This window comes from Aquabacter cavernae, from assembly GCF_003993795.1.
GTDB lineage: Bacteria > Pseudomonadota > Alphaproteobacteria > Rhizobiales > Xanthobacteraceae > Aquabacter > Aquabacter cavernae.
In genome coordinates, this window is the sequence record NZ_RWKV01000017.1 from 428832 (window position 1) to 451831 (window position 23000).

The following is a 23000-nucleotide window of genomic DNA, read 5'->3' on the forward strand; positions in this document are numbered from 1 at the left end:
TCCTTTTCTGAGGAGCGGCCTATTCGGCGAGCGCCTGCTTGCGCTTGCGCAGGATGGTGGGGGAAAGCATGGCGGCGAGCATGAGCACCACGATGCCCAAGAGGACGGCGCTGATGGGCCGGGTGACGAACACGCTCGGGTCGCCATCCGAGAGCTGCATGGCCCGGCGGAAATTCTCCTCCAGCTGCGGCCCCAGCACGAGGCCCAGCAGCAGGGGGGCGGGCTCCACGCCCACCTTGATGAAGAAGTAGCCCACCAGCGCGCAGCCCAGCATGAGCCAGACATTGAAGACGCTGTTGGAGATGCCGTAGGTGCCGATGCAGCAGAACAGGACGATGGCGGGAAACAGCAGCCGATAGGGGATCTTCAGCATGGAGACCCACACCCCCACCAGCGGCAAATTGATGATGAGCAGCATGAGGTTGCCGGTCCACATGCTGGCGATGACGCCCCACACCAATTGGGGCTGCTCGGTCATCACCTGCGGGCCGGGCTGGATGCCCTGCATCATCAGCGCGCCGATCATCAGCGCCATCAGCGCATTGGCGGGAATGCCCAGGGTCAGCAGCGGGATGAAGCTGGTCTGCGCGCCCGCATTATTGGCCGCCTCCGGCCCCGCCACGCCCTCGATGGCGCCCTTGCCGAAGCGCGAGGGATCGCGCGCCAGCTTCTTCTCCACCGCATAGGCGGTGAAAGGCGGCAGCGCCGCGCCCCCGCCCGGCAGCACGCCCAGCGCGGAGCCGATGAAGGTGCCGCGCACCATGGCGGGAAAGGCCGCCTTCAGGTCGGTCCAGGACGGCACGAGGTCGCGCAGCTTCTGGCTCACCACCTGCCGCGTCTCGGGCCGCTCCAGGTTGGCCATGATCTCGGCGAGGCCGAACAGGCCCATGGCCACCGGCACGAAGTCCAGCCCGTCCGCCAGCGCGGGGACCGAGAAGGTCATGCGCGCCACGCCGGAATTCACGTCGATGCCCACCGTGCCGATGAGCAGGCCCAGCAGCACCATGGCGAGCGACTTGGACACCGAGCCGTGGGCCAGGATGACCGCCGCGAACAGGCCCAGCACCAGCAGGCTGAAATATTCCACCGCCGTGAATTTCAGCGCCAGCGCCGCCAGCGGCAGGCTGAGCACCGCGATGACGATGGTGGCCACCGTGCCCGCGAAGAAGGAGGAGATGGCGGCGATGGCGAGCGCGGGACCGGCACGGCCCTGCTTCGCCATTTCGTGGCCGTCGAGGCAGGTGACCACGGAGGAGGTTTCCCCCGGCACGTTCACCAGGATGGCCGTGGTGGAGCCGCCATATTGGGCGCCGTAGAAGATGCCCGCCAGCATGATGAGCGAGGAGGCGGGCTCCAGGCCGAAGGTGAAGGGCAGCAGCAGCGCCACCGTGGGAATGGGGCCGATGCCCGGCAGCACGCCGATGGCGGTGCCGATGACCACGCCGATGAGGCAATAGACGAGATTGTTGAGCTGGAGCGCCGTGGCGAGGCCCAGAAGAAGGTTGTCGAACAGTTCCATGGGGCGCCTACCAGGGCCAGATGGGCACCGGCAGCGCCAGCGCCTTCACGAACAGCAGAACCGCCCCCGCCGAAACGCCGATGCCGAACAGCAGCACCTCCACGATGCGGCTCTCCCGGCTCGCCAAAGCGGCGATGACGATGGCCGCGAAGGAGGCGAGCGCGAGGCCCGCCGTCTCCACCAGGGCCGAGAAGGCCGCGACCGAGGCCGCGATGCCGAGAATGGGGCGCAGATGCACCCGCGCGATGCCCGCATGGGCGCGCACCAGCCCCCGCCCGGCGAAGAACAGGCCGAAGCCGAGCAGGCCGAGGGCGATGGCGCGGGGCATGTAGCCCGGCCCCATGTCCGCCGCCGTGCCGTGGGAGAGCTTCCTCGTGGCGGCGAAGGTGCCCGCCGCCACGAGGATGAGGAAGAGGCCGAACAGAAGGTCCGGCCAGTCGATCCGGCGCTGGGTCACGTCGAGGCGCCTCAGTTCACCTTGATGTCGGCGGCGCGGATGATCTCGCCCCACGCCTTGGTGTTGGTGGAGAGCCACGTCTTCACGGCATCCGCCGTGCCGGGGCGCACCATGCCGCCCTGCTCGGCGATCTTCTCCTGGATTTCCGGCAGGGCCAGGATCTTCTGGAGTTCGGCATTGAGCTTGGCCACCACCTCCGGCGGGGTCTTGCCGGTGGTGAGGATGGCCTGCCAGGTGCCGGCGTCATCCAGCGGCAGCTTGGCCTCCTTGAAGGTCTCCACGTCCGGCAGCGCGGGCAGGCGCTTCTCGCCGGTCACCGCGACACCCACCAATTGCTTGCTGGTGACGAAGGGAAGGGTCGCCGTCACGCCGTTGATGATGACGTTGCTCTCGCCCGACACCACGGCGCGGGAGGCGGCGGCGCCGCCCTTATAGGGCACGTTCTTCCACTCGATGCCCAGCGAGCGGGCGAGCGCCACGGCGGTAATGTGGTTCAGCGCGCCGACGCCGGAATTGGCCACCGCCAGCTTGCCGGGATTGGCCTTCGCATAGGCCACCAGCTCCGCCACGTTCTTGGCGGGCACGGAGGGGTTCACCGCCAGCACATAGGGGCCGAACATGACCATGCCCACGGGGGCGAGGTCCGCCTCCACATTATAGGAGAGGTCCGGGAACAGGCTCGGCGCCACGGCCAGGGAGCCGATATCCATGAGCAGCAAGGTGTGGCCGTCCGGACGGGCCTTGGCCACCGCGTCGGCGCCGATATTGCCGGCGGCACCGGGCTTGTTCTCCACCACCACCGGCTGGCCCACCGCTTCCTGCAGCTTGGGCGCGATCAGGCGGGCGAGGATGTCGGACGTGCCGCCGGGCGCGAACGGCACCACGATGCGCACGGGGCGCTCGAAGGACTGGGAAAAGGCGGGCGCGGCGGCAAGGCCGGCGCACAGAGCCACGGCCGCAGCAGCGGCCTTGAAAAGGCGAAGGGTCATTGGCGTTTCTCCCGGGTGGTGCATTGCGCACGCATGATTTGGAATTGGGACGCATCGTTTACGATCCAGCGTGCATGTTAGGCACGGTTTGATGCACCTTTGAGTTGTTCTCTGGATGGATCGATGCCATTTTTGTATCGATGTTCGAACTCAACCATCTCCGCTGCTTCGTCGCCGTCGCCGAGGAATTGCATTTCGGCCGTGCGGCCCAGCGCCTGAACCTGACCCAGCCGCCCTTGAGCCGGCAGATCCAGCTTCTGGAGCATGCGCTGGACGTGCGCCTGTTCGAGCGCACCAGCCGCTCGGTAGCGCTGACGCGGGCGGGCGACAGCTTCCTGCCCGAGGCGCGCCGCCTGCTGCGCCTCGCGGAAGGCGCGGCGCTGGCGGCCCGGCGCACCGCCAGCGGCGAGGGCGGCTCTGTCACGCTCGGCTTCACGGCCGCGTCCGGCTACGAATTCCTGCCGCGCCTCATCCAGGATGTGCGGGCACGCTCGCCGGGCATCGATCTCGTGCTGAAGGAGATGGTCTCAACGGACCAGCTGGAATCCCTCTCCTCGGGCCGCATCGACGTGGGCCTCGTGCGGCCCGCCTTCAACCGGCGGGAGTTCGAGGGCCTGTGCGTGGTGCGCGAACCCCTGCTGCTGGCCGCCCCCGAGGGCCACCCCTTCGCCACGGCACCGGAAGTGTCCGCCGCCGATCTCGACCGGCAGCCCATGGTGACCTACTCGCCCTATGAATCCCGCTATTTCTACGATCTGGCGGCGGCCATCTTCACCCAGGCCGGGGTGACGCCGCATTATGTGCAGCACATCAGCCAGATCCACTCCATCCTCGGACTGGTGCGCGCGGGGCTGGGCCTTGCCTTGGTGCCCCGCGCGGCGGGCAATCTCGGCTTCCGGGGCGTGGTGGTCCGCCCCATCGCCTTGCCCCCGCGCATCATCGTGGAACTCCACGCCATCTGGCGCCCCGCCAACACCAACCCGGCCATCGCGACATTGCGGCGGAGTTTGGAGGCGGTGGCGGGGGTTTGATGGGGGGGCGTCCGCGCGGAGCGGGCTAAGCGACGGGATACATGACCGGGCGCCCGGTCCTGTCCCGGAAGCACCGTTCAAACTCTCCCCATTTCCCGCTTCCTTAGCCCTCCCCTGGACTTCCCCCTCCCTAGCCCTCCCCCGCAAGCGGGAGAGGGGACCTTGTCGCGCAGGGGATGAGCGCGCGCCTCACGTCACGCACGGAAAAGCCCTCTCCCGCTTGCGGGGGAGGGTTGGGAGGGGGCTATCGCGCAAGGGTTAGAAGAGGGAAACGGAAAGGCCGAGCGCCACTCTCCCCTCAGCCCAAAACCCTCCCCGAATTCATCCGCCCCTCAGGGTCCAACGCCGTCTTCAGGCGGTCCATGAGGCGCAGTAGAGGGGACTTCGCCGCGCAGGGGACAAACGCGCGTCACGTCACGCACGGAAAAGCCCTCTCCCGCTTGCGGGGGAGGGTTGGGAGGGGGCTGTCGCGCAAGGGTTAGAAGCGGGAAACGGAAAGGCCGGGAAGAAGCCGTGCTCAGTAAAGCATCCCCTCAGCCCAAAACCTTCCCCGGATTCATCCGCCCCTCGGGGTCCAGCGCCGTCTTCAGCCGGCCCATGAGAGCGAGCTCAGTCGCCGGCTTGTAGTGCGCCAGTTCCGGCGCGCGGTAGCGGCCGATGCCGTGCTCGGCGGAGATGGAGCCGGCATATTTCGCCACCACGTCATGGACGGTGCGGTTCACCAGCGCCTTGTCCGTGCCCTCGGCGATCAGCACGTTGAAATGGATGTTGCCGTCGCCCAGATGGCCGAACATGTTGGCCCGGCAGCCGGGAAGGGCGCGGGCCATTTCGGCCTCGGCCTCGGCGAGGAAGGCGGGCATGTCGGCGATGGGCACGGACACGTCGTGCTTCACGCTCACGCCCTCCCGCAGCTCGGCTTCCGTGATGTGCTCGCGCAGGGCCCAGAGCTGGCGGGCCTGGGTCTCGGAGGAGGCCACCACGCCGTCCGTGGCCTCGCCCGCCTCCAGCGCGCCGGTGAGCACCTGTTCCATGGCCTCGTCGATGCCGGAGAGGCAGGAATCCGCCTGCATGAGCACCACCCAAGGGGAGGCGCCGATGGGCGAGCGCAGGTCGCAATTGCGGGCGAGAAGATCGAAGGAGAGGGCGCAGATCAGCTCGAAGGCGCTTACCTGGTCGCCGATCTCATCCTGCGCCCGCGAGAGCAAAGCAAGGGCCGCCTCGGGGCCGGGAACGGCGAGCAGCGCCGTCACCTTGTGGCGAGGCGCGGGCACGAGGCGCAGCACCGCCGCCGTCACGATGCCCAGCGTGCCTTCCGAGCCGATGAAGACCTGCTTCCAGTCATAGCCCGCATTGTCCTTGCGCAGATGGCGCAGGCCGTTCACCAGCGTGCCGTCCGCCAGCACCACTTCGAGCCCCAGCACCAATTGGCGCGTCATGCCGTAGCGCAGCACATTGATGCCGCCCGCATTGGTGGAGACGATGCCGCCGATCTGCGCCGTGCCCTCGGCCGCGAGGCTCACCGGCAGAAGGCGCCCGGCGGCGGTCGCGGCTTCCTGGGCGGTCTGCAGGACACAACCCGCCTCCACCTCCATGAGCATGCCCACCTTGTCCACGGAGCGGATGGCGTTGAGGCGGGACAGGCAGAGGACGATCTGCCCCCCCTCCCCCGCCGGCACCGCCCCGCCGGCAAGGCCGGTATTGCCGCCCTGGGGAACGATGCACACCCCCGCCTCAGCACAGGCGGCCACCACGGCGGCCACCTCCTGCGCGGTGCGCGGCCGCACCACCGCCAGCGCCTCGCCGTGGAACATGCGGCGCCAGTCCACCAGATGGGGGGCCATGTCGTCGGGCGCGGTGAGGAGGCCGCGCGGATCGAGGAGGGACGACAGGCGCGAGAGGAATTCGGAGGAATTCATGGGAACAGCCGGCGGAATTGGAGAGACAAAAGCGGCCGACGCGGTAACACCGGCCCAGTTCCGAGGCAAATCCGTATCGCCGCGCGGCCCGCTCCACAAGCTCCCGCTCAGACACTAAAGACGCAGCACCACCTTCGCCGCGTCGGTCCGCCCCGCATCGATGTCCGCGAAAGCCCCGACCGCATCGGCGAAATCGCGCTCCTCGATCCAGGAGAGATCCCCCAGCCGGCCCGAGACCAGCGCCCCCACGGTCGCCCGGAAATCGGCCGGCGTGTAGCAATAGGTGCCGGTGACGATGATCTCCTGGAGGGTGATCCTGCGCACGTCGAAACCGTCCTCGCCCGGCAGCAAACCCGCATGGACAATGACTCCGCCCGGCCGCACGAGGCGGCTCGCGGCGGCGCGGGTGGCCACCGCCCCCACCGCGTCGATGACGAGGTCCATGGAGCCGTCGTCGGGCTCCCCCGCCTCGCGGGGCGCGTAGCAGAGGAAGCGCCCGGCCCGCTCCACCGTGGCGCGGCGGCCGGGATGCGGCTCGGCCACGAAGATCTCCGCCGCCCCCTGCATGGCGAGCACGAGGCCCGCCGCAAGGCCGATGGCGCCGCCGCCCAGAACCAGGCAACGTGCTGCGGGCAAAGGACAATCCAGAAGCCGCGAGCCCACCTTCACCGCGTGATAGGAGACCGCCACCGGCTCCGCCAGCGCCGCGTGGGCCATGGGGAAATGCTCCGGCACGGTCACGAGATTGCGCTCGGGCACCCGCACCAGCTCGGCGAAGGCGCCGGGGCGCGGGGGCATGGAGAGGATCTGCCGCGAGGCGCACAGATGCGGCCGCCCGGCCTCGCAGGAGGGGCAAGACCCGCATGTCACCAAGGGGTTGACGGTGACCCGCTCGCCCGCCCGCGGCCCCGTGGCGACGCGCCCGGCCGCCTCGTGGCCAAGGATGAGCGGCGCCGGGCGGCGGGCATCATGGCCGTGATAGGCGTGCATGTCTGACCCGCAGATGCCGACCGCCTCCACCCGCACCAGCACTTCGTCATTGCCCGGCACCGGCTCCGGCGCCTCGCGCAGTTCGAGCCGGTTGGGACCGGTATAGACCAGGGCTTTCATCGCTTGTTTCCGCTTATTTCGCCGTAAATCCACCGTCCACGGCCAAGATCTGGCCGGTTACGTAGCCGGAGGCATCCGAAGCCAGGAACACGGCCGGTCCCGCCAGATCCTCCAGCCGTCCGTTCCGCCCCATGGCGGTCTGGGCCGCATTGTGGGCGGCGCGGGCTTCGTCATCGAACACCGCCTGGGTGAGGGCGGTGGGGAAGAAGCCGGGGGCGATGGCGTTGCAGGTGATCCCGCGCGGCGACCATGCTTCGGCCACGGCCCGGGTGAGCTGGGCGATGGCCCCCTTGGCGGCGCCGTAGGGGGCCGAGTTGGGGAAGGCGCGGAAGGATTGCAGGGAGGCGATGTTGATGATCCGCCCCCAGCCCCGCTCCGCCATGGCGGGCGCCAGCTTCTGGGTGAGCAGGAAGGGCGCGCGCACATGCACGGCGTGGTGCAGGTCGAATGCCTCCGGCGTCACGTCCGTGAAGGGCTGGCGCAGGTTCATGCCCGCCGCATTGATGAGGATGTCCACCCGCCCTCCGGCAAGCGCCTCTGTAGCGAGAGCCTCGGCAGCGCCTTGCGCGGCAAGGTCCGCCACCAGCCAGCGGCAGTCGGCCCCTGCATCACGCAAGGCGGCGCCCGCCGTTTCCAGCTCGGCCACCCGCCGGGCCGCCAGGATCACGCCCGCCCCGGCCCCCGCCAGCGCCTGCGCGATGGCGAGCCCAATGCCGGAGCTTCCCCCCGTCACCAGAGCGGTGCGGCCGGAGAGGTCGAAAAGGGAGGAGATCTCGAACATGGCTCAGGCGTCCACCGCCGCGCCCATATCGAAATTGTGGCCCGGGAAATATTTCGCGAGCCGGTGGTCGCCGGTGCGCGCATGGGCCTCCATGCCTTCCAGCCGCGAGATGCGGACGGTGACCTGGGCGATGGACTTGCAGGCTTCCCGGTCCATGCGCTGCCAGGTGAGGGGCTTCAGGAATTTATGCACCGAAAGCCCCGCCGAATAGCGGGCGGCGAACTTGGTGGGCAGGATGTGGTTGGGGCCGGACGTCTTGTCGCCGAACGCCACCGTGGTCTCCTCGCCCAGGAACAGCGAGCCGTAATTGGTGAGGTTGGCCAGCCACCAGTCGAGGTCCGCCGCATGGATCTCCAGATGCTCGCTGGCATAGCGATCGGACACCTCGACCAGCTCCGCGCGGGTGTCGCACAGAACCACCTCGCCATAGTCCCGCCAGGCGGCGCCGGCCGCGTCGCGGGCGGTGGGGGGCAGGTCGGCGATGAGCTTCGGCACGAGGCGCATCACCTCGTCGGCGATGGCGCGGGAGGAGGTGAACAGCCAGGCCGGGCTCTCATGGCCGTGCTCGGCCTGCCCCACCAGGTCCACCGCCACCATCATGGGATCGGCGGTCTCGTCGGCGATCACCGCCACTTCCGAGGGACCGGCGAACACGTCGATGCCCACACGGCCGAACAGCATGCGCTTGGCCTCGGCCACGAACTTGTTGCCCGGCCCCACGATGATGTCCGCCGGCTTGCCGGTGAACAGGCCGAAGGCCATGGCGGCGATGGCCTGCACGCCGCCCAGCGTCATCACCACGTCCGCGCCCGCCACCTTCATGGCATAGAGCACGTAAGGATGGATGCTGCCGCCCCGGAACGGGGTGGAGCAGGCCACCACCGTTTCCACCCCCGCCGCCTTGGCGGTGGCGACGGACATGTAGGCCGAGGCGATATGGGCATAGCGGCCGGTGGGCACATAGCAGCCCGCCACGTTGCAGGGCACGAGGCGCTGGCCCGCCGTGAGGCCGGGCACCAGTTCCACCGAGAAGTCCTTCACGCTGTCGCGCTGGGCCTCGGCGAAGCGGCGGACCTGGGCGGCGGCGAACTCGATGTCCCGCCGCACGCCTTCCGGAACCTCCGCCGCGCGGCGCTCCATCTCCTCGCGGGTGACGATGATGGGGCCGTCCCACTTGTCCAGCTTCAGGGCATAGTCACGCACCGCATCCTCGCCGCGCTGCTCGATCTCCGCGAGCATGGCGGTGACGACCTCGCGCGCCGTGCCCGTCTCCGTTTCCGGGGTCTTGGTCGCTCGCTTCAGATACTCAATGGTCATCTTGACCTCTCCATCGCGTCCATCGCGCGCAGGCGCTCGGTGTTTTGAAATGCCGTCCGGGGGCCCGTCCCATCGACCTTCCGGCCTTCGACCGGGGTCGATGGGTGCCGCGCGGGTCCCGGGTGTCAGTTGGTCTTGTCGAACTCGGTGGCGAACGCCTTCAGCTTCGGGGCGGCGGCGACCTTCTTCATGAAGCTGTCGTCCACATAGGTCTTGGGATCGGGCGAGGCCGGGATGGTGCCCACCTCGGCCATGAAGCCGCCGATGCGCGAGAGCCAGCCGTCCAGTTCCGAGGCGCCTTTGGCGCGGTCCATCAGGCGGTTTTCCTCGGCGAGGCTATAGGTGGGGCGCAGGGCGAATTCCTGGTCGATGGCGTTGTCGGAGGCTTCCACGCCGCCGGCCGCATAGAAGCGCTTGGCCATCTCACGGGCCTCCTTGGGATGGGCCTTGGCCCAGCTCCAGCCGCGCACATAGACGGCGAGCACCTTCGCCACCTCCTCGGGATTGTCCTTGGCGAAAGCGGGCCGCGCCACGAGGGCGCCGGGCACCATGGCGCCCGCATCCGCGCCCGAGCACAGAACCTTGGCGCCCGCCTTCTCTTCCAGCGTGTAGGTGTGGGGTGCCCAGACGCCGACCACGTCGCCGTTATTGGCCATCATGGCGGAGATGATCTGCGCCTGGCCGAGATTGACGAACTGCATCTCGCCCGCCTTCAGGCCCCATTTGGCGAGGCAGTTGCGGGCCGCGTAATCCACCGTGGAATTGGTGGTGAGCAGCAGCTTCTGGCCCTTGAGAGACGCGGGGTCCTTCTTGATGGCCTCCACCTTGTCGGCACGGGTCATCATGGCATTGGTCTTGGATTCGTCGTTGGTGATGCCCACCGTCACGAGGCCGAAGCGGGCCGCGCCCAGCACGGCGGGCACGGAGCCCGTGCCGCCCACATCCCAGGACCCTGCCTGGGCGGCGGCCACCTGGGGCGCGCCCGCCGGGAAGGTGACAAAGGTGGGGTCGAGGCCCACCTGCTTCCACCAGCCCTTTTCGGCGGCGATGTAGAAGGGCAGCGCCCAATAGAGCGAGGGCTGGTAGGAGATGTTGATCTTCTTCAGCGTCTCGGCCCCACCCGCCACGGGGGAGAGGACGAGGGCCGCCGACACGAAGGTGGCGGCGACATGTTTGGCGGCAAAATGCCTGACCGAAAACAGCTTCATCTTTCTTTCCTCCCGGTGTGCCGGATTTTTCCGGCTGTTCTGGTCAGGCGCCTCAATGGTCGGCGCCCGCCTTTTCCTCGCGCAGTGATTTCCAGATGTGGGTGCGCAGATGGACGAAGGATTCCAGGTCCATCACGTCCTCGATGCGGCTGTGGCTGTCCCAGCGCTCGGCGATGCGCACCGACTTCACGTCCACGATCTCTTTGATGCGCCCCGGACGGCGGGTCATGATGGCCACACGGTCCGCCAGATAGACCGCCTCCTCCACGCCGTGGGTGATGAAGAGCACGGTGCGCGGATTGAGCCGGGCGAGGCGCACCAGTTCTTCCTGCATCACCACGCGGGTCTGGGCGTCCAGCGCCCCGAAGGGCTCGTCCATGAGCAGCACCTGGGGGTCCAGCACATAGGCGCGGGCGATGGCGACGCGCTGCTGCATGCCGCCGGACAATTGGTGAGGATAGGAATTCTCGTATCCGCCAAGGCCGATCATGGCCACCGCGTCCGCCACCCGCGCCTTGCGCTCGTCCCGCGCCACGCTTTTGTTGCGCAGGCCCAGCTCGATGTTCTCGGTCACCGTCTTCCAGGGAAAGAGGGCGAATTGCTGGAACACCACGGCCCGGTCCGGCCCCGGCTTGGTGACCTCGCTATTGCCCACCAGCACGCGGCCGCTGGTGGGGAAATCGAAGCCCGCCGCCATGCGCAGGCAAGTGGTCTTGCCGCAGCCGGAGGGGCCGACAATGGCGACGAACTCCTTGTCCGCCACGTCGAGATTGATGTCCTGCAGGGTCAGGACCCCGCCGCCGAAACTCTTGCCCACGGCATCGAAGCGGATGCTGCTCATCTCGTCCTCTCAAGCTCCGCCGAGGCGGCGGTGGATACGCGCCTCGATGGTGCGCAGTGCAACGTCGATCAGGACGCCGATGAAACCGATGGCGGCCATGCCGACCATCACGGTGGTGGTGGAGACGGCGCTCTGCGCCTGGACCATGAGGTAGCCGACGCCCGTGGAGGCGACGATCAGCTCCGCACCCACCAGGGACTGCCAGCCGAGCCCCGCACCGATGCGCAGACCGGCGATGATGGAGGGCACAGAGGCGGGCAGCAGGACTTCGGTGATGATCCGCCCGCTGGGCGTGCCCAGCATCTCGGCGGCTTCCAGATAGCGCGGGTCCACATGCTTGGCGCCGCGATAGGCGTTGAGCAGGCAGGGCGGGAAGGCACCGGAGAAGATGATCAGCACCGGCCCGCCGAACCCCGTGCCGAACCACAGGGCCGCGAACGGCACCCAGGCGATGGGGGCGATGAAGCGCAGGCCGTCGAACAAAGGCGAGACGATGTCGTCCAGGGTGCGGAAGCGCCCCATGAGCAGGCCCAGCGGCACGCCCACCGCCGCCGCCAGCAGGTAACCCGCCGCAAAGCGCTGGAGGCTCGACCACAGATGGACCAGCAGCGTGCCGCCCGCGAAGCTCTCCGTGAGGAGAAAGACCAGCCGCCGGGCCACATCCAGCGGGCCGGGCAAGAAGGTGGGGGCCACGAGCCCGCTTCCCGAAATGGCCGCCCACAGGCCGAAGAAGCCGATGAGGCCGCACGCACCCAGCAGAAGGCGGCGGGCGGGATCCATGACGTCGGTCATGCCGCCCCTCCCCGCGTCCTTTTCCACGCCAGGGCCCGCCGCTCCACGGCGCCCAGCAGCGCCGTGGTGAGCGCGCCGAAGATGGCGACGCACACCATGCCGACAAGGATCATGCCGGGATAAAGGTCCTGCTGGGCGAGGTTGAGCATGTGGCCGAGCCCGGCCAGCGCGCCCACCAGTTCGGCGGCCACCAGCGTGGTCCAGCTCGCCTGCAGCGAGAGGCGCAGGCCGGTGAAGATCATGGGGGAAGCCCCGGGCACCAGCACTTCGCGCACGAAGCGCCAGCGCGGCGTGCCCAGCATCCGCGCCGCCTCGATCACCGGGCGCTCAATGGTCTTCACGCCCACTTGCGTATTGATGACCGAGGGCACGAAGGCCGCGAAGAAGATGACCAGGATCTTGGCGCCGTCGCCCAGGCCCAACCACAGGATGGCGAGCGGGATCCAGGCCAGCGGCGGGATGGGCCGCAGCAGCATGAAGACCGGGTTCAGCACCGCCTCGGCGGTCTTGCTCCAGCCCATGAGCAGGCCCAGCGGCACGCCCACGGCGATGGAGGCGAGGAAGCCCAGGGCCACCAGCTTGAGCGACTGGAGGACATGCACCACGAGCGTGGCGTCCCCATAGCCGCGCATCATGGCCTGGATGCCGGCAGCCCATGTGTCTGCGGGGGTGGGAAAACGGCCGGGCGACACGAGGCCCGAAACGCCCGTGAGCAGCACCCAGGCGAGCGCCACGACGGCAAGCGTCGTCACTCCCACCGCCGATCTTCGGCTGAGCGGCATGAAACCTCCCTAATCCTTGCGCGCTCCATCTGCGGGAGCGTTGGCGCGTCGGGGCTCATGTGAGAACCGCGATGAAAGCGCTTACATGAAAGCTATCATCGGAACCCTGCCTGTCAAGCGGGGTTTTCCCGGCACCCAATGAAAAGGCTGGTGTAATGGCCGATTGAAAGCGCATGCAAAGATCGGCACACTCTCCCGGTCGGACCCGGCCCTAAGACCCAAGCAGAACGGCGCTCATGAACCGGCGGACCAAGGCAACCCTCGAAGATGTGGCGCGGCTGGCGGGCGTTTCCACCGCCACCGTCTCGCGCGCATTGTCCCGTCCCGACCTTCTCCAGGAGGAGACGCTCACGCGCGTCCAGGGCGCCATCGCCCGGCTCAATTACGTGCCCGGAGGGGCGGCCCGCGCGCTCGCCTCGGGCAAGACGCTGACCATCGGCGCGGTGGTGCCCACCCTCGACCACGCCATCTTCGCCCGCGCCATCCAGGCCATGCAGACGGAGCTGGCCGCCAGCGGCTACCAATTGCTCGTGGCCGCCGGCGACTATGTCCCCGCTTTGGAGGCGGCGGCGGTTCGGGCCATGCTGGCGCGCGGCGTGGATGCGCTCATGGTGGTGGGCGCGGACCATCTGGACGAGACATGGTCGCTGCTCACCACCGCGCCCGTGCCCGTGGTCCTGAGCTGGTCGTTCGATCCGCGCGTGCCCTCCATCGGCTTCGACAATCTGCGCGCGGGGCGGCTCGTGGCCGAATATCTGCTGGATCTCGGCCACCGCAGCTTCGGCATGATTTCCGGCCATACCCGCGCCAATGATCGCGCCCGCATGCGTGTCGAGGGCGTACGCACGGCGCTGGCGGCGCGCGGGCTCGATTTGCCTCCCTCCAGCGTCATCGAGACCTCCTTCACGCTCACCGGCGGGCGCGCGGGCCTCGCGGAGCTGATGGCCCGCGCCGAGCCGCCCACCGCCATCATCTGCGGCAACGACCTGCTGGCCGCCGGCGCCTTGCTGGAGGCGCAGGCGGAGGGTGTTCCCGTGCCTGAGCGCGTGTCCATCGCGGGCATCGACAATCTGGAGATCGCCGCCCACCTCAATCCCGCGCTCACCACCGTGCACCTGCCCACAACGGAGCTGGGCCGCGCCATCGCCGCCCATCTGCTGGCGCGGCTGAAGGGCCAGGAGCAGCCGGCGCGGGTGGAACTGCCCATTGAGCTGGTGATCCGTCGCTCCACCGGCGCCGCTCCGGCCGCGCGCATGCGGGCGACGGAGCGTTCAGCCGCGCATGGCTGACGCCGCCCCGAAGGCCGCGGCCTCGGCGGGCGCGAATTCGGTGCGCAGGCGCGGCAGGGCCTGCGGATAGGCTTCCTGGAGGAAGGCAATCAGCTTCTCGCGCACCTCGCAGCGCAGGTCGAACGCCCGCCCGCCATTGCTCGCGCTCACCAGGATGCGCACCTCCATCACGCTCTCGCGGAAATCCGTCACCTGCACGTTCACCACCTGCCGGTCCCACAGGCGCGAGCCCGCCGCGATCTCCTCCACCTTGCGGCGCACCTCCGCGATGGGCACCGCATAATCCAGATAGATCATCACCGTGCCGATCAGCGCCGAGCCCTCCCGCGTCCAGTTCTGGAACGGCTTCTCCATGAAGTAGCTGAGCGGCAGGATGAGGCGCCGCCAGTCCCAGAGCTTCAGCACCACATAGGTGGAGGTGATCTCCTCCACCCATCCCCACTCGCCCTCCACCAGCAGCGCATCATCAATGCGGATGGGCTGGGTGACGGCGAGCTGGATGCCCGCGAACAGGTTCTTCAGGACGGGCTGCAGCGCGAGGCCCAGCACGAGGCCCGCGACGCCCGCAGAGGCCAGCAGGCTGACGCCGTACTGGCGCACATCCTCGAACGACATGAGCGCGGCGGACAGAGCGATGGTGAAGATGAGCGTGCCCGCCACCCGGCGCAGGATGCGGGTCTGCGTCACATGCTTGCGGGCGAGCAGATTGTCCTCGGCGTCCAGCTTGAAGCGCCGCAGATAGACCGTCACCCAGATGTGCAGCACCGTGTTCGCCGTCCAGGCCACCAGCGCGATGAAGCACAGCAGCAGGCCCTGCTGGACGATGCCGGTCTCGCGGAAGCTGAGCGGGGCCGCATTGGCCGCCATGCCCAGCGCCACCGTAATGGCCGCCAGCCGCGTCGGCCCCTCCGTGCGCGAGACCAGAGAGCGCCAGAACAGGTCCATGCCGCCCACCCAGCGGGTGAGGATGCGGAACACGAACCGGTGCACCCAATAGGCCAGCAGGACGGCGAGGGCGAACAGGACGAGGCTCACCGCCCAACTGGGCACCCAGGCGAGCGCCCCCTCCAGGGCATCGAGCGTCTGTTGGAAGCGGTCCATGGGATCTCCCGGTCACGCCCCTCCCCCCGGACCAACAGTCCCGGCGGGGATGGGTTCCCGCGGTGCAACAAGCGGGCGCGGGCTATCTGTTCGCCCCGCCGGCGGAGCGGCGACGATCGGTGCCGTCTTCCGCCCTCTGGACACCCTCGCCGCACGCACTACCGTGGCGGCGGCGGGCATTGCCGGAGTGCATGCGCTGAGCCTGTGGACCTACGAGCACACCATGAAGCATGAGCGCCACGCGGGCCATGTCCCCCACCTTGCCGGGCAGATCCTGTCCCTGCGGCGCGCCGTGGCGCCGCCGCCGCCGGAGGCCCGGAAGGACGCGGCGCACCATCTGTCCGGCGGCGGTCTCGATGCCCATGGGGGCCATGAACCCTCTGGCGTCCCGGAACGGCGCGTCGGGAGAGGACAGCGCCCGTCTTGGATCTCGACCCGACCTTCGCCGCTGCGATGTCGTCGGCGGCGCGGGCGGCGCTCAGCACCTCTCCCTCCTCGGCCTGCCCCTGCTCGACGGAAGCCGGCTGAATGCCCACCTGTTCGTGTCAGCCCCCCAAGGCCAGAGGCACGCACGGCTCGCTGCTCTCCACCGGCCTCCTGACCGCCGCCCCTTTTGGAACCACGCCGTGAACCGGCGAAGGACATCTCCCATGACACGCCCCCTCACCCCGCACATCCCCTCCCCCGCTCTCTCCCGCCGCGCCGTCCTGGCTGCGGGGGCCGGTGCGCTCGCCTTGGCGGGCGGGTGGGGACGGGCCGTCGCGGCGCCCCTGCTGGCGGTGGAGAGCGTGACCCTCGACGTGAACGGCAAGGCCGCCAAGGTATTCGCCGTGAACGGCCCCTCCGGCGAAGGCATCTTCGCGAAGGCGGGGGACCGTCTCTCCGGCGCGCTGCTGAACGGGACGCAGACGCCGCTGGTGATGCACTGGCACGGCCAGCTTCTGGCCCCGCCGGACCAGGACCGGGCCCGTCCCGGTGGCGGCGAACTGGCGCCCGGCGGCACGGACAGCGTGGACTTCGTGCTCACCCCCGGAACACACTGGATGCACTCCCACACCCTGAGCGAACAGCAATTGCTGGCCGCTCCCCTCGTCACGCGCGAAGCGGATGCGGGAGACGTGCAGGACGTGGTGGTGATGCTGCACGATTTCTCCTTCCGCAGCCCGCAGGAGATCCTGGCGGGGCTGGGCGGAGCCGATGCCCACGGCGCCCATGGCGCGGCGGCCGCGCCCGACCCCCATGCCGGTCACGGGGCCATGGGCCACAGCATGGCCCCCGCGCAAGGCACGCGGAACGCATCGCCCGCACAGGGGATGGCGGGCATGAACCATTCCGGCCATTCCATGCCGGGCATGGGCGCCATGAGCGGCGGCGCCATGAACCATGGCGCAATGGCGGGCGGGGGCATGACGACCCACGCCAACGATGTCACCTATGACGCCTTCCTCGCCAACCGCCGCACCCTCGCGGACCCCGAGGTGGTGCGCGTGGAAAAGGGCGGTCGGGTGCGCCTGCGCATCATCAATGGCGGCACGGCTACCGCCTTCTTCATCTCCGTGCCCGGCCTCGCGCCGCGTTGCATCGCCGTGGACGGCACGCCTTGCGCGCCGGTGACGGCCGACGCCTTTCCCCTCGCCCAGGGCCAGCGCATCGACCTCCTGGTGGATGTTCCGGCCGGCGGGGGCGCCTTCCCCGTCCTGGCGCAGGTGGAAGCCTCGGACCAGCGCACGGGCGTCGTGCTGGCCAGCGCGGGCGCCTCTATCGCCCGGCTCTCGGACAAAGCGGAGCGGGCGCAGGGCCTTGTGGATCTCGCCTTCGAGGCGCGCCTTGCCGCCACCCAGCCCCTCGCCCCGCGCAAGGCGGACCGCAGCTTCCCCATCCTGCTGGGAGAGGAGCCGGGCTATCGCTGGACCCTCAATGGGAAAATCTATGGGGAAGGCGCCCCGTTCGCGGTGCGCCAGGGCGAGCGGGTGGAGATGACCTTCATGAACCCCACCAGCATGAGCCACCCAATGCATCTGCACGGCCATCATTTCCAGGTGGTGGGCATCGGCGGGCGCAGGCTTTCGGGGGCCATGCGGGACACGGTGGTGGTGCCGCCCCACATGCCCGTGACCATCGCCTTCGATGCGGGGCCGAAGGGCGAATGGTTCCTGCACTGCCACCACCTCTACCACATGGCCACGGGCATGATGGCGGTGGTGGCGGTGGCTTGACGCGGCCCCCGCGCCCGCGCACCCCTGGGGCGACACAGAAAGGCGCCCCGTGACCGATCCCCTCGCCTCGACCTCCGACACGCTGTCCCTTACGGCGCGGCCGCTCACCGCCGCCGCGTTCGCCCCCTATGGGCAGGTGTTCGCGCCCGGCGCTCCGGCGGTGGTGAATGACGGGCTCGCGGTGCGCCGGGATACCCACCTCGACCTGCCCGTCAGCGATCCGCAGGCGCGCCTGTGTCTCTCGGTGTTCGAGGTGGACGTGCGGCCCGCGCCCATCCTGGTGCGCGCGCTGGAATGCCATCCTTATTCCGCGCAGGTCTTCCTGCCGCTCTCCCCTTGTCGCGCGCTGATCGTGGTGGCGGGAACGCTGGCGGACGGGAACATGGACATGGCCAGCCTTGCCGCCTTCATCGCGGCGCCCGACCAGGGGCTATGCTACGCGCCGGGCGTCTGGCACCTGGGGCTCACCAGCCTCGACCGGCCCGGCCGCTTCCAGATGGCCACCTGGGTGGGGCCGCTGCGGGACACTGAGGTGCGCGACCTGCCGGGCGCGGTGCGCATCGACCTTCCGGTGCTCGCCTGAGGCTCCGGCTCACCCCGTCGCCAGAGCCGCGAAGCGGCTGCGATAGTCGCCGGGTGTGAGGCCGACGATGCGGTGGAACAGCTTGCGGAAGGCAGCGGCATCCTCATAGCCCACCGCATAGGCGATCTGCTCCACGGAGCGGCGGGTGAATTCCAGCAATTCGCGCGCCTTGCCGATGCGCAGATGCTGGGCATATTCGGTGGGCTTCATGCCCGTGGCGGCCTTGAAGCGGCGCTGGAAGGTGCGCTCCTCCATGGCGATGATACCGGCCATCTCGGGCACGCTCACCCCCTTCGCCTCACGCGCCTGAAGCCAGTGCTGCACCTTGAGGATCGGCTCGTCCCCATGGGTGAGGCGCGGGGCGAAGCGCGAATAGTGGCGCTGCTCGCGGCCTGCGGAATCGATCAGCATGAAGCTGCCCGTCTCCGCCATGACGGTGGAGCCCAGCAGCCGGTCCACCAGCCGCAGGCCGAGATCGGTCCAGGCCATGAGCCCGCCCGCCGTGACGATGTCGCCGTCCTCCACCACCATCCGGTCAGTGTCGAGGCGCACGTCCGGAAAGCGGGCGCGGAACGTGTCGGCGAACAGCCAGTGGGTGGTGGCCGGGCGCCCCGACAGGAGCCCCGTGGCCGCCAGCGCGAAGACGCCGCCGCAATTGGCGGCCAGCGTGGTGCCCTGGGCGTGGCGGTCCAGCAGCCAGCGCGCATAAGGCGCCGCCTCCTCCGCCTCCATGGGGCCGGTAAGGCGGCCGGGCACCACCAGGACCGCCGGGCCTGACGCGCGCGTCTCGGTGGCGGCGAGTTCGGGATGGGTGTCGTGGGCGCGGCTCCAGTCCCCGTCGCCCTCCATGCGCCAATGGCTGATGCGCAGGCGCGGGCCGCCGCGCTGGGCGGAGAAATAGCCGGCAATGTCCAGAAGGTCCGTCATGCCGTGGATCATGGCGGTCTGGCAGCCCGGATAGAGCACCATGCCCACCTCGGCCTTCGGCATCGCCTGCCCGCCTTCGCCCATCCCAACCCCCATTGTCGGTTTTGGCCCGCCTAATGTCGGCTCCGCCAATCCCGATGATCAGGCAGGCCGCGTAATCCTTCAAGCATGGAACGAACGGTTCCCCCGGACATCACAAGCACCTGAAGGATCACCACAATGGCCACGATCACCACCAAGGACGGCACCCGCATCTTCTTCAAGGACTGGGGCGCGAAGGACGCCCAGCCCATCGTCTTCTCCCATGGCTGGCCGCTGAGCGCAGACGCCTGGGACGCCCAGATGGTGTTCTTCGCCGCCCACGGCTTCCGCACCATCGCCCATGACCGCCGCAGCCACGGCCGCTCGGACCAGGTGTGGGACAACAACAATATGGACCAGTATGCCGACGACCTCGCCGAGCTGATCACCGCGCTCGACCTGAAGGACGCGATCCTGGTGGGCCATTCCACGGGCGGCGGCGAAGTCACCCGCTATGTGGGCCGCCACGGCACGGACCGGGTCGCCAAGATCGCCCTCATCGGCGCGGTGCCGCCCCTCATGCTGAAGACCGAGGCCAATCCCGGCGGCCTGCCGCTGGAGGTGTTCGACGGCATCCGGAAGGGCACGTTCGATAACCGCTCCCAGTTCTTCAAGGACCTGACCATCCCCTTCTACGGCTATAACCGGCCGGGCGCGGTGGTGTCCGAGGGCATCCGCGAGGGCTTCTGGCTGCAGGGCATGATGGGCGGCCTGAAGGGCCAGCTCGACTCCATCCGCGCCTTCTCGGAAAGCGACTTCCACGCGGACCTCAAGCGCTTCGACAAGCCCACCCTCGTCCTGCATGGCGATGACGACCAGATCGTGCCCATCGGCGCCTCGGCGCTGGCCACGGCCAAGCTCGTCCCCCATGCGGAACTCAAGGTCTATGCGGGCGCCGACCACGGCCTCACCCAGACCCACCAGGACCGCTTCAACGCCGACCTGCTCGCCTTCATCAAGGGCTGAACGCGCCGCATGCGGCGATATCTGGAAGGAGATTTCCCATGATCCCCGGGCTTTCCATCGAAACCCTGCTGACCGTGCATGTGGCGGTCAGCCTGCTGGGCATCGCCACCGGTCTCGTGGCCATGCCTGCCCTCGCCGCCGGGCGCTGGCTGCCCGGCTGGCAGGCGGCCTTCCTCATCACCACCGCGCTCACCAGCATCACGGGCTTCCTGTTCCCGTTCAGCGTGGTCACGCCCGCCTTCGTGTTCGGCGTGGTCTCCCTGGTGCTGCTGGCCGCGGCCCTCGCCGCCCTGCCGGCACGCGGACGCAGCCGCATCGCCACCATCCTCTATGCGGTGACCGCGACGCTGGCGCTGTATCTCAATCTGGTGGTGCTGGTGGTGCAGTCCTTCCAGAAGCTGCCCGCGCTCCAGCCGCTGGCGCCCACCCAGAGCGAACCGCCCTTCCTCGCCGCGCAGATCGTGGTGCTGGTGGCGGCCATCCTGATCGGCTGGTTTTCCGCCCGCCGCCCGCAAATCCGGTGAGGCGCGGCCCTCAGGGCTGCCCAGCCCGCCCCTGATCCTGCGCGAACAGCGACCACACCGCCACGAACAGCGCGGCGATCAGGGGGCCCACCACGAAGCCGTTCATACCGAACAGCGACAGTCCGCCAAGGGTGGAGACGAGCACCACATAGTCCGGCAGCCGCGTCCCCTTCCCCACCAGAGGCGGGCGCAGCAGGTTGTCGATGAGGCTGATGACGAACAGGCCGATGCACAGAAGGATGGTGCCCTTCAGATATTGCCCGGTGGCCAGCAGGTAGAGCGCCGCCGGCCCCCAGATGAGGAAGGCGCCCACGGCGGGCACCAAGGAGAGCATGGCCATGAGCACCCCCCACAGCAGGGCCGCCTCGATCCCGAGCATCCAGAAGGCGACGCCGCCAATGGCGCCCTGGATCACGGCGATGATCACATTGCCCTTCACCGTGGCCTTCATCACGTCGGAGAACTTGCCCAGCAGGTCGTCCGTGTGGCGCGGGCTCAGCGGGCTCGCCTCGCGGATCCGCTGCGCCAGCCCCGTCCCGTCGCGGAACAGGAAGAACAGCACATAGATCATCACCCCCAGGCTGATGAAGAGCTGGGCGGTCCCCTGGCCGATGCTCAGCGCGCTGGCGGCGACCACCTGCGACGCCTGCCCCAGCATGGAGGCAAGGCGCGCCTCGATCTGGCGGAACCCGTCCAGGCTGAACGGCGGCAGCAGATCCCGCAGGAATTCCGGCAGGGCGCCGCGGAAACGATCCGCCATCTGCGCCGGATCGAAGGTGCGGGTGGCGATCTGGTTGTAGAGGGAGGTCGCCTCCTGGGCGAGGGAGGCGAGGATGAACGCACCGGGGATCATCACGATGCAGATGCAGGCGAGCACGCTCAGGCCCGCCGCCAGATTGGTCCGCCCGCCCAGCACCCGCACCAGCCAGTTCTGGAGCGGATTGAACAGGATGGCGAGGATGACCGCCCATAGGAGCGCGCCGTAGAAGGGCACGAGCAGCCAGAAGAAGAGCACCGTCACCAGCACCACCACGGTGAGGAAGCTCACGGTCTGGAGATTCATGGTGCGCATGGAATGCCGCCTGCCTTTGCCGTTGCTGCCCGGCGGGAATCGTACCGCGCCCGGCGCTTCACTTCGCAGCCGCAGCCGCGCGCCTGCAAGCACCATGATGGCCCGCCCCACAGCGAGGCCCCTCTAATTGCCGTGTCGCGGGCAGCGATTTTTCCGCTGCGCAGCATAACCATCCGTGATCGGCAGAGCCAAAAAATATAATTGGCGCTTCTTCCTCAAAATTCCTACCGTCACAACCAATGATCGATTGATAAACGGGTGTATCCCCTATGTCTTTCGAGATCATTTTCAAGATGACGCCTTCGCGCCGGAGCATTCAAAGCCTGGCGAGACAAGATAAGGCGCAACGGAGGGAACATGAACGCCATTCACCGCGCCCTGAAACAGGGCCTGACACATGCGGCCGTCGCCATCGCCGCCTGCAGCTTCGCTGCCGGCGCGGCAAGCGCGCAGACCTATCCCGACCGGCTGGTCACCATCGTCGTGCCCTACGGGCCGGGCGGGGCCACCGACATTGTCGGGCGCACCCTCGCCGACCAGTTGGGCAAGACGCTGAACCAGAGCTTCGTGGTCATGAACAAGCCCGGCGCGTTCGGGCTGACGGGGATGCAGGACGTGGTGCGCCAGCCGGCGGACGGCTACACGCTGTTCATCGGCAACGTCTCCACCAACACGATCACGCCGCTGCTCTTCTCGAAGAAGATGACCTTCAACTATGACGAGTCCATGCGGGTCGTCACGAAGCTGGCGGAAGTGCCCGGAGCGCTCGTCGCCACCACGGTCAATTTTGAGCCGAAGACCTTCGCCGAACTGGTGGCCTATGCGAAGAAGAATCCCGGCAAGCTGAACTACGCCACCAGCGGCCTCGGCAGCTATCCTCATTTCGACACCGAGATCCTGAACCGGGCCGCCGGCATCGACGTGGTGCATGTGCCCCTGAAGGGCGGCGCCGCGGAAATGGTGACCAGCCTCATTTCCGGCGAGACCCAGTACGGCTTCGTCAATGCGGCCACCGCCGAGAGCATGGTGAAGGCCGGCCGCCTGCGTGCCCTGGCCGTTGTCTCGGACAAGCGCCTGCCCACCATGCCGGACGTGCCCACCATGGCGGAAATCGGCTTCGCCGATATCGGCACCATGCAGTGGCAGGCGCTCTATGTGCGCGCCGGAACTCCGGAACCCATCGTGGATACGCTCTTCAAGGCGGCCACTTCGGTGATGCATTCCGAGCAGTCGGCCAAGATCCTCCAGCCGGCGGGCGTCATCATCTCCACCTCCAAGTCGCTCGCCGACGCGCAGACCTGGCAGAAGGCCGAGTTCGCCAAGTGGCGGCGCATCGTCACCGACGTGAAGGTGGCGCTGGACTGATCCCGGCGCGGCCATGAGCCCGGCTCATGGCCTCACGCCTAGCCCGTGCGGCGATGCCTGACCTGAGCGGCACCGAACCGGAGCCGCCGGCATGGGCGCCGCTTTTCCGATCCCCACCCCATCTCAAGGAGAA

The 23000-nt window shown here is 68.7% G+C and carries 22 protein-coding genes; 7 read left to right on the plus strand and 15 right to left on the minus strand.

Translation table 11 applies throughout. The features are described from left to right. Window positions 1-19: 19 nt before the first annotated feature. Genes EJJ38_RS19895 through EJJ38_RS19905 form a run of 3 tightly spaced genes read right to left on the minus strand, consistent with a single transcriptional unit; the run spans window position 20 to window position 2965 of the window. The gene (locus EJJ38_RS19895; RefSeq protein WP_127092162.1) at window positions 20-1519 is read right to left on the minus strand and encodes a tripartite tricarboxylate transporter permease; all 1500 of its coding nucleotides are present in this window, start codon (window positions 1517-1519) and stop codon (window positions 20-22) included. A gap of 7 nt (window positions 1520-1526) precedes the next feature. Further along, a complete protein-coding gene (locus tag EJJ38_RS19900; RefSeq protein ID WP_245454344.1) occupies window positions 1527-1976 on the minus strand; it encodes a tripartite tricarboxylate transporter TctB family protein in 450 nt (149 codons plus the stop codon). Window positions 1977-1987: 11 nt separating this feature from the next. Beyond that, window positions 1988-2965, minus strand: coding sequence for a Bug family tripartite tricarboxylate transporter substrate binding protein (locus tag EJJ38_RS19905; protein WP_127092163.1), 978 nt, complete (start codon window positions 2963-2965; stop codon window positions 1988-1990). Window positions 2966-3105: 140 nt separating this feature from the next. On the opposite strand from EJJ38_RS19905, the gene EJJ38_RS19910 reads away from it, so the two are divergent. Next, window positions 3106-3996: a LysR family transcriptional regulator gene (locus EJJ38_RS19910; protein WP_127092164.1), complete on the plus strand. Its 891-nt coding sequence runs from the start codon at window positions 3106-3108 to the stop codon at window positions 3994-3996. A 533-nt stretch (window positions 3997-4529) separates the two neighbouring features. On the opposite strand, the gene EJJ38_RS19920 is transcribed toward EJJ38_RS19910, so the two are convergent. The 8 genes from EJJ38_RS19920 to EJJ38_RS19955 form a co-directional block, all read right to left on the minus strand. After that, window positions 4530-5912 carry an FAD-binding oxidoreductase gene (locus EJJ38_RS19920; RefSeq protein WP_127092165.1) on the minus strand — a complete coding sequence of 461 codons (1383 nt, stop codon included), beginning with the start codon at window positions 5910-5912 and terminating at the stop codon, window positions 4530-4532. A gap of 114 nt (window positions 5913-6026) precedes the next feature. Then, entirely contained in the window at window positions 6027-7022 is a 996-nt protein-coding gene (locus tag EJJ38_RS19925; RefSeq protein ID WP_127092166.1) for an alcohol dehydrogenase catalytic domain-containing protein, read from the minus strand. 13 nt (window positions 7023-7035) lie between these two features. Then, entirely contained in the window at window positions 7036-7803 is a 768-nt protein-coding gene (locus EJJ38_RS19930; protein ID WP_127092167.1) for an SDR family NAD(P)-dependent oxidoreductase, read from the minus strand. Between the two features lie 3 nt (window positions 7804-7806). Beyond that, window positions 7807-9120: a sulfopropanediol 3-dehydrogenase gene (hpsN, locus tag EJJ38_RS19935; protein ID WP_127092168.1), complete on the minus strand. Its 1314-nt coding sequence runs from the start codon at window positions 9118-9120 to the stop codon at window positions 7807-7809. A 125-nt stretch (window positions 9121-9245) separates the two neighbouring features. Then, a complete protein-coding gene (locus tag EJJ38_RS19940) occupies window positions 9246-10328 on the minus strand; it encodes an ABC transporter substrate-binding protein (protein WP_127092169.1) in 1083 nt (360 codons plus the stop codon). Between the two features lie 52 nt (window positions 10329-10380). Continuing rightward, window positions 10381-11169: an ABC transporter ATP-binding protein gene (locus EJJ38_RS19945; RefSeq protein WP_127092170.1), complete on the minus strand. Its 789-nt coding sequence runs from the start codon at window positions 11167-11169 to the stop codon at window positions 10381-10383. Between the two features lie 9 nt (window positions 11170-11178). Then, complete coding sequence (locus tag EJJ38_RS19950; protein ID WP_205666223.1) at window positions 11179-11961, minus strand: ABC transporter permease; 783 nt, start codon at window positions 11959-11961, stop codon at window positions 11179-11181. Further along, window positions 11958-12713 carry an ABC transporter permease gene (locus tag EJJ38_RS19955; protein ID WP_245454345.1) on the minus strand — a complete coding sequence of 252 codons (756 nt, stop codon included), beginning with the start codon at window positions 12711-12713 and terminating at the stop codon, window positions 11958-11960. The genes EJJ38_RS19950 and EJJ38_RS19955 overlap by 4 nt, the downstream gene beginning before the upstream one ends. A gap of 266 nt (window positions 12714-12979) precedes the next feature. Between EJJ38_RS19955 and EJJ38_RS19960 the strand changes: the two genes are divergently transcribed. Further along, window positions 12980-14032: a LacI family DNA-binding transcriptional regulator gene (locus tag EJJ38_RS19960; RefSeq protein WP_127092172.1), complete on the plus strand. Its 1053-nt coding sequence runs from the start codon at window positions 12980-12982 to the stop codon at window positions 14030-14032. Here the strand turns inward: EJJ38_RS19960 and EJJ38_RS19965 are convergent. Both EJJ38_RS19965 and EJJ38_RS19970 read right to left on the minus strand, forming a co-directional pair. Next, the gene (locus EJJ38_RS19965) at window positions 14015-15133 is read right to left on the minus strand and encodes a mechanosensitive ion channel family protein (protein ID WP_127092173.1); all 1119 of its coding nucleotides are present in this window, start codon (window positions 15131-15133) and stop codon (window positions 14015-14017) included. The two genes, EJJ38_RS19960 and EJJ38_RS19965, sit on opposite strands and share 18 nt — an antisense overlap. Window positions 15134-15215: 82 nt before the next feature. Further along, a complete protein-coding gene (locus tag EJJ38_RS19970) occupies window positions 15216-15506 on the minus strand; it encodes a hypothetical protein (RefSeq protein WP_127092174.1) in 291 nt (96 codons plus the stop codon). 277 nt (window positions 15507-15783) lie between these two features. Here EJJ38_RS19970 and EJJ38_RS19975 point away from each other — a divergent pair, with 277 nt between their 5' ends. Beyond that, a complete protein-coding gene (locus EJJ38_RS19975) occupies window positions 15784-17349 on the plus strand; it encodes a multicopper oxidase family protein (RefSeq protein WP_127092175.1) in 1566 nt (521 codons plus the stop codon). A gap of 49 nt (window positions 17350-17398) precedes the next feature. Next, window positions 17399-17932, plus strand: a complete 534-nt coding sequence (locus EJJ38_RS19980; protein WP_127092176.1) for an ureidoglycolate lyase — start codon at window positions 17399-17401, stop codon at window positions 17930-17932. Window positions 17933-17941: 9 nt separating this feature from the next. Here the strand turns inward: EJJ38_RS19980 and EJJ38_RS19985 are convergent, their stop codons facing one another. Then, on the minus strand, window positions 17942-18943 hold the full coding sequence (locus tag EJJ38_RS19985) for a GlxA family transcriptional regulator (RefSeq protein ID WP_127092177.1): 1002 nt from the start codon (window positions 18941-18943) through the stop codon (window positions 17942-17944). 135 nt (window positions 18944-19078) lie between these two features. Between EJJ38_RS19985 and EJJ38_RS19990 the strand changes: the two genes are divergently transcribed. Both EJJ38_RS19990 and EJJ38_RS19995 read left to right on the plus strand, forming a co-directional pair. Further along, window positions 19079-19906 carry an alpha/beta fold hydrolase gene (locus tag EJJ38_RS19990; protein WP_127092178.1) on the plus strand — a complete coding sequence of 276 codons (828 nt, stop codon included), beginning with the start codon at window positions 19079-19081 and terminating at the stop codon, window positions 19904-19906. A 38-nt stretch (window positions 19907-19944) separates the two neighbouring features. Continuing rightward, window positions 19945-20430: a hypothetical protein gene (locus tag EJJ38_RS19995; RefSeq protein WP_127092179.1), complete on the plus strand. Its 486-nt coding sequence runs from the start codon at window positions 19945-19947 to the stop codon at window positions 20428-20430. A gap of 10 nt (window positions 20431-20440) precedes the next feature. Here EJJ38_RS19995 and EJJ38_RS20000 read toward each other — a convergent pair whose 3' ends face one another. After that, window positions 20441-21493, minus strand: coding sequence for an AI-2E family transporter (locus EJJ38_RS20000; protein ID WP_127092249.1), 1053 nt, complete (start codon window positions 21491-21493; stop codon window positions 20441-20443). A 366-nt stretch (window positions 21494-21859) separates the two neighbouring features. On the opposite strand from EJJ38_RS20000, the gene EJJ38_RS20005 reads away from it, so the two are divergent. Further along, complete coding sequence (locus tag EJJ38_RS20005) at window positions 21860-22867, plus strand: Bug family tripartite tricarboxylate transporter substrate binding protein (protein WP_127092180.1); 1008 nt, start codon at window positions 21860-21862, stop codon at window positions 22865-22867. Window positions 22868-23000: the final 133 nt, after the last annotated feature.

Bases quoted from the DNA above. Each gene is read 5' to 3' on its own strand.
- EJJ38_RS19895 (WP_127092162.1), bottom strand. From the start codon at position 1,519: ATGGAACTGTTCGACAACCTTCTTCTGGGCCTCGCCACGGCGCTCCAG.
- EJJ38_RS19905 (WP_127092163.1), bottom strand. From the start codon at position 2,965: ATGACCCTTCGCCTTTTCAAGGCCGCTGCTGCGGCCGTGGCTCTGTGC.
- EJJ38_RS19910 (WP_127092164.1), top strand. From the start codon at position 3,106: ATGTTCGAACTCAACCATCTCCGCTGCTTCGTCGCCGTCGCCGAGGAA.
- EJJ38_RS19920 (WP_127092165.1), bottom strand. From the start codon at position 5,912: ATGAATTCCTCCGAATTCCTCTCGCGCCTGTCGTCCCTCCTCGATCCG.
- EJJ38_RS19925 (WP_127092166.1), bottom strand. From the start codon at position 7,022: ATGAAAGCCCTGGTCTATACCGGTCCCAACCGGCTCGAACTGCGCGAG.
- EJJ38_RS19930 (WP_127092167.1), bottom strand. From the start codon at position 7,803: ATGTTCGAGATCTCCTCCCTTTTCGACCTCTCCGGCCGCACCGCTCTG.
- hpsN (WP_127092168.1), bottom strand. From the start codon at position 9,120: ATGACCATTGAGTATCTGAAGCGAGCGACCAAGACCCCGGAAACGGAG.
- EJJ38_RS19940 (WP_127092169.1), bottom strand. From the start codon at position 10,328: ATGAAGCTGTTTTCGGTCAGGCATTTTGCCGCCAAACATGTCGCCGCC.
- EJJ38_RS19945 (WP_127092170.1), bottom strand. From the start codon at position 11,169: ATGAGCAGCATCCGCTTCGATGCCGTGGGCAAGAGTTTCGGCGGCGGG.
- EJJ38_RS19950 (WP_205666223.1), bottom strand. From the start codon at position 11,961: ATGACCGACGTCATGGATCCCGCCCGCCGCCTTCTGCTGGGTGCGTGC.
- EJJ38_RS19960 (WP_127092172.1), top strand. From the start codon at position 12,980: ATGAACCGGCGGACCAAGGCAACCCTCGAAGATGTGGCGCGGCTGGCG.
- EJJ38_RS19965 (WP_127092173.1), bottom strand. From the start codon at position 15,133: ATGGACCGCTTCCAACAGACGCTCGATGCCCTGGAGGGGGCGCTCGCC.
- EJJ38_RS19970 (WP_127092174.1), bottom strand. From the start codon at position 15,506: ATGGCCCCCATGGGCATCGAGACCGCCGCCGGACAGATGGTGCGCCGC.
- EJJ38_RS19975 (WP_127092175.1), top strand. From the start codon at position 15,784: ATGACACGCCCCCTCACCCCGCACATCCCCTCCCCCGCTCTCTCCCGC.
- EJJ38_RS19985 (WP_127092177.1), bottom strand. From the start codon at position 18,943: ATGGGCGAAGGCGGGCAGGCGATGCCGAAGGCCGAGGTGGGCATGGTG.
- EJJ38_RS19990 (WP_127092178.1), top strand. From the start codon at position 19,079: ATGGCCACGATCACCACCAAGGACGGCACCCGCATCTTCTTCAAGGAC.
- EJJ38_RS19995 (WP_127092179.1), top strand. From the start codon at position 19,945: ATGATCCCCGGGCTTTCCATCGAAACCCTGCTGACCGTGCATGTGGCG.
- EJJ38_RS20000 (WP_127092249.1), bottom strand. From the start codon at position 21,493: ATGAATCTCCAGACCGTGAGCTTCCTCACCGTGGTGGTGCTGGTGACG.
- EJJ38_RS20005 (WP_127092180.1), top strand. From the start codon at position 21,860: ATGAACGCCATTCACCGCGCCCTGAAACAGGGCCTGACACATGCGGCC.